At 66.3% G+C, this 4,412-nt stretch carries 6 protein-coding genes; 1 reads left to right on the forward strand and 5 read right to left on the reverse strand.

Translation table 11 applies throughout. The features are described from left to right. The 4 genes from OO68_RS47085 to OO68_RS41455 form a co-directional block, all read right to left on the reverse strand. A partial coding sequence (locus OO68_RS47085; protein WP_167345955.1) for a protein rep occupies positions 1-724 on the reverse strand: 724 nt, incomplete at its 3' end. Positions 725-1,255: 531 nt separating this feature from the next. Next, the gene (locus OO68_RS41445; protein WP_033314677.1) at positions 1,256-1,567 is read right to left on the reverse strand and encodes a hypothetical protein; all 312 of its coding nucleotides are present in this window, start codon (positions 1,565-1,567) and stop codon (positions 1,256-1,258) included. Further along, positions 1,564-2,994, reverse strand: a complete 1,431-nt coding sequence (locus OO68_RS41450; protein WP_033314678.1) for an ATP-binding protein — start codon at positions 2,992-2,994, stop codon at positions 1,564-1,566. Before OO68_RS41450 ends, OO68_RS41445 begins: the two co-directional genes overlap by 4 nt. A 2-nt stretch (positions 2,995-2,996) precedes the next feature. Further along, positions 2,997-3,398: a hypothetical protein gene (locus tag OO68_RS41455; RefSeq protein WP_033314679.1), complete on the reverse strand. Its 402-nt coding sequence runs from the start codon at positions 3,396-3,398 to the stop codon at positions 2,997-2,999. Between the two features lie 111 nt (positions 3,399-3,509). Here OO68_RS41455 and OO68_RS46630 point away from each other — a divergent pair, with 111 nt between their 5' ends. Further along, entirely contained in the window at positions 3,510-3,800 is a 291-nt protein-coding gene (locus OO68_RS46630; RefSeq protein WP_157852830.1) for a hypothetical protein, read from the forward strand. 232 nt (positions 3,801-4,032) lie between these two features. Here OO68_RS46630 and OO68_RS41460 read toward each other — a convergent pair. Beyond that, positions 4,033-4,412: hypothetical protein (locus OO68_RS41460; RefSeq protein WP_033314680.1), on the reverse strand; the 380-nt coding region annotated here is incomplete at its 5' end.

Raw genomic sequence — 4,412 nt, forward strand, 5'->3', positions numbered from 1 at the left:
CCCGGCGTCGGTGGGTGCCCTTCTCGTACTCCTGCCAGATGGGGACGACCGCCATGTCACCGGTCTGCCGGAAGTACTCCAGGAGCTCGAACGGGGCCAGGGTGCCGAGTCGGCCGGACTTCATGTCGCCGCGGGCCATCTCGTTTCCCAGGTGGCCTTTTCCTTCCTGGACTTTGGCGATGTACTCGCCTGCCTCTGCGGGCGTAGTGACCTTGGTCCAGTTGACGCCATGTTCCTGGCTCGGCTCGAATCCCGCTTTCTTCATCCAGGCCCGCCAGGTCTTGTCCCATCGGACGATCGCTTTCGCGAGTTCTAGCGGATCTTCGGATTCGAGGAGAAGGACGACGTGCAAATGCGGGTGCCAGCCATTCCGAGTGCCGTAAGTGACTTCCATCGAGCGGATATTGCCCCGGACTCCGAGGCGGTCTCGTTCTCCGATCTGCCCGCGCTTCTTGTCACCGGCCCAGGCTTTGCCGGACATGAGCTTGCGCCAGCCGTTGGCGACCGCGTCGAAAAGCGGGGCGAGGTCGTGATGCTTCTTGTGCCGGGCGGTGAGCGTGACCATCCAGGCGGTTCCGCCGTCGCGGGTCATGTGGGCTGCAACGGCACGGGCGATCTCGTCGGCTCGGGTGGCTCGGATCTTCGCGGAGCAGACCGGGCAGGCCCAGATGGAACCGCAGGTGCAGAAGCCCGACCAGTGCGCGACCGAGCCGTTGACGACCACGGCCGCCAGGCCCTCGCCGACGTTCCCGTTGGTCGTGCGGCCGCACTTGCGGACGCGGTCGAGCGAGGTGATCGACCAGAGGGCTTCCCGCTGAGCGAACCTCGTCCCCCGGCGTTCCTGCCGTACGTCCGATTCGGCCTCTGAGCTGGGGTTTTCTTGGGAGGGTGAAACATTATTCGCGTTGTACCTAGTAGGGCCCTCCGCCAGGCCGCCAGAGGCGGCCCGGCTCCCGCCCTCATGCCTTCGGCCCGGGCGGGGCCGGGAGACCTGGCGGCGGGCGTTGATGCCCTTGAGGTCCTGGCGGACCTGTGTCGTCTCCAGCTCTCCATACGAGGCCGTCTCAGCCTCGTCATCTCGCGCTGGGTCGGCGGTCTGCTCTACGCTGCCCATGGACGTTCTCCGTTCTCGCTGTCGCAGGTGGTGCGGAGACCAGAGGCCCGGCCGTCGGTAGCGGTCCGGGCCTCCGTTCGTTCTCGCGGGTGAGATCCTGTCGTTGGTGGCCGACCGGCGTGGTACGAACACGCCGGGCGGTCACTTCTTGCTGTTGGGCCCCATGAGGCTCTTGATGACGCACCAGCCGATCGCGCAGGAGATTGCGCCGATCCCGACTGCGACGGCGACGAGAGCGACGGCCAGGAGCACGGCCACGACGAGGGCCCCAGCCCCGCCAGCCGCGACGAGCTGTCCAGCGTGCTGGCGGAGCCAGGAAGGTTCGGGAGCCTGCTGCTGGACCACGACGATCTGAGGGGACTGGAAGCCCTGAGCGGGGCTCAGAGCCTGTCCGGGGCCGACCATGAGGGGTTCGGGGCTGTAGACCCGTGTGGGGCCGTCTGAAGGCGTCATGACGCCTTCCTCCTTCGGGTGGTCTTGGGTGTGGTCTGGTCTTCGGTCTTCTGGAGCGGGACGCCGGCCGAACCGGCATCGCGAAGGACGGGCGCCGGTGCGGGGATGACGTCGCGTCGGAGGTAGACGGAGTTCGCGACGAGCTGGAGCATGGCGGGCTCGTCGATGTCGCCAACGCGGATGCGGTCGAACTGGCCGCCCAGGCCGGGGACGCCGGTGACGACGCAGACGCCGGTGAAGCGGTCCTTGTCGCGGAGCTTGGTCGGCTGGTTGTCCTCGTCCTTGCGGATGCCGTCGCCCAGTGCGGCCTCTGCGGCGTCGATGGTGGAGACGGCGAAGCAGACGCCGACCTCGAGGTTGTCGCGGACTGCGGTCGGGATCGCGTCGCCGGTCTGCTTCTGGGTGCCGACGATCGGGATGACGCCGAGGCCGCGACCTTCCTTGGCGATCGTGCGCATGAGCCGCTGGTTCGACTCGATGAGTTCCTTGTCCTTGCCTCGCAGGCCGGAGGCGTCGATGTAGTTGTGGCACTCGTCCATGAGCACCAGGACCAGCGGGATCGTGTCGGTCGGGCCGTCCTTCCAGAACTTGTGCGTGCCGCGTTCCTCGACCAGCTGGGCCGGGCGGTCCTTGATGAGTCGGACCAGGTCAGTCAGCCGTTGGTGGGCGGTCTCGGGGTTGTCGCCGACGATGAACATGGCTCGGTGCCCGACCTGGCCCCAGTCGCCGTAGCGGGGGTCGGAGGTCTTGCCGTCGAAGACCGCGAACTGCACCGCGGATCGGCCGGCCAATCCGGCGAGCCAGCCGAGCATGAGCATGGTCTTGCCGAAGCCCGGCATCCCGGCGACCTTGATCCCGGAGAGGTCCTTGAGCGGGATCACCAGGTCGCGGGCCCACGGGTTCCGGCCCAACGGGAGGACCCAGGCGTCACCGGCCGGGACCTCGTAGGCGAAGTGGTCATCGAGCGGATTGCCGACAAGGCCACGGAGTTCGAGGAGTCCGGCCTTGAGCCGGTTGACCTCGACGGTTTCGCAGTCCCAGGCATCGGCCAGCCATCCGGCCGCCTTCTCGAACTCCTCGACGCCGACCTTGGGGATCGTCTTGACCACGGCCCGGATGCCCCAGGGTTCGGGGAAGACCTTGAGCCGGGGGACGACGACGGTCGGCTTGACTGCCTTGCCCTGCATGTCCTTGCGGCCCTTGGTGTTCTCGTCGATCCGAGCCAGGCCGAGGTTGGGAGCCAGGCGACGCCAGCGCATCGAGACGGACCAGGCGTGACGCATGCGAGCCCGCTGGAGAGGGGTCGCGCGGATGTACCAGTACGAGGTGATGAAGAGCCGGAAGGCCCCCCAGCCGACCAGGACCGCGAGGGCGATTCCGGCGAACAGGGGGGCCGACTCCAGCCCGTCGAAGACGGAGTTCAGCACGGTCAGCCCTCCGACTTCCGACCGGCCGGAACGGCGTTGAGGGCGCGGACCTCGTCAGCCTGGTACCAGGCGGTTCCACCGGTGATCCGCTCGCGGCCGTTGGAGTCGGTCCGCTTCTCCACGGGGCTCACGCCCACACGGAAGCCGACGAGCTCCACCGGCTGCGGCATGTGCTGAAGGGCCTCGCCCGGGTTCTTGTGCGAGTTGACGCCGATCTTGAGAATCTCGTTCTCGATCTTGCCGAACTGCTCGAACGAGGCGACCACCTGGACTTCCCACTTGGGGGTGCCGTCCTTGGTGGTGTCCTGCACGTCGTTCTTGCCGAAGACGGTCTTCGGCGCGACGGACATGAACATCACGGCCTTGAAGGTACGAGCCTGGTCGACGTGGAAGATCGCGGGCATTTGGTCCTCTTTCCAGACGTTGTTGACGACGTGTCGTGTCGGTGCGTACTCATACACTGCACCGAAGGACTGACACTGTCAACTAGTTGACGCTATGTGTAGGGAGTAGACATGAGTGCAGTGCCTGACCAGACAGCGGATGACGTGCGGGAACGTCTGGAGCGGATCCGGGATCTTGCTCAACACGGTCTCTCGGCTGATCAGTTGCACATGCGTGATGATCGCGAGTGGTACCGGAGCTTGCTACGGGTTTTTGGAGATATCCGCGAGGAGTGCGTGACTGCCGGGCGGAAGCTTGCCGACGAGGCAGATGAGGGACGGATTCTGTCGCCGTCTCAGATTGCAGAGGCCGGACGAATCAGCCGAGCCGCACTGTATAAGCGGCGAGAAGGCCGGGAGTAGTGCCCCGCCGGGAGGCGAACCAGCCGCCGGAGGCGGTCGCGCAATTTTTTGGGGGCCGAAGCTTTAGGGGACCTTTAATCGGCGGGGCCCCTCCGGGAGCAAGAAAAGGGCCCGAGTGCTCACTTACGCGGTGAGGGCTTTCCAGCCCTCTCCATTGGCACAAGTGTAATGGGCCCTTTTCATGCTCCCGCCCCACCGATCAAAGGTCCCCCAAAGCTTCTCGGTCGGTCTGTCAGCTTGCGGCGGGTACGGGGTTCTTGGGTGCGTCGGGGCCGACCTCGTACGCCAGGTGATAGGCGGTGAGGAGGTTGACCAGCTCGATGAAGCCGCCGTTCTCGGCTGCGTCGAGGATGCGAGCTTGCAGGCCGGGGACGCGTCGGATCGCGCGGAGCGATTCGGCCGGCAGAACTGCCCACGTCTCGCCGCCGACCTCTTCGGCCGCAACCTCTTCGTCGCTCAACTCGGCTTCGTCTCCGAGGAGTTGAGCACGCAGGCCCCGGCTCCAGGTGATGGCCCGGCGTCGGTGGGTGCCCTTCTCGTACTCCTGCCAGATGGGGACGACCGCCATGTCACCGGTCTGCCGGAAGTACTCCAGGAGCTCGAACGGGGCCA

The organism is Streptomyces iakyrus (genome assembly GCF_000717055.1).
Classification (GTDB): domain Bacteria; phylum Actinomycetota; class Actinomycetes; order Streptomycetales; family Streptomycetaceae; genus Streptomyces; species Streptomyces iakyrus.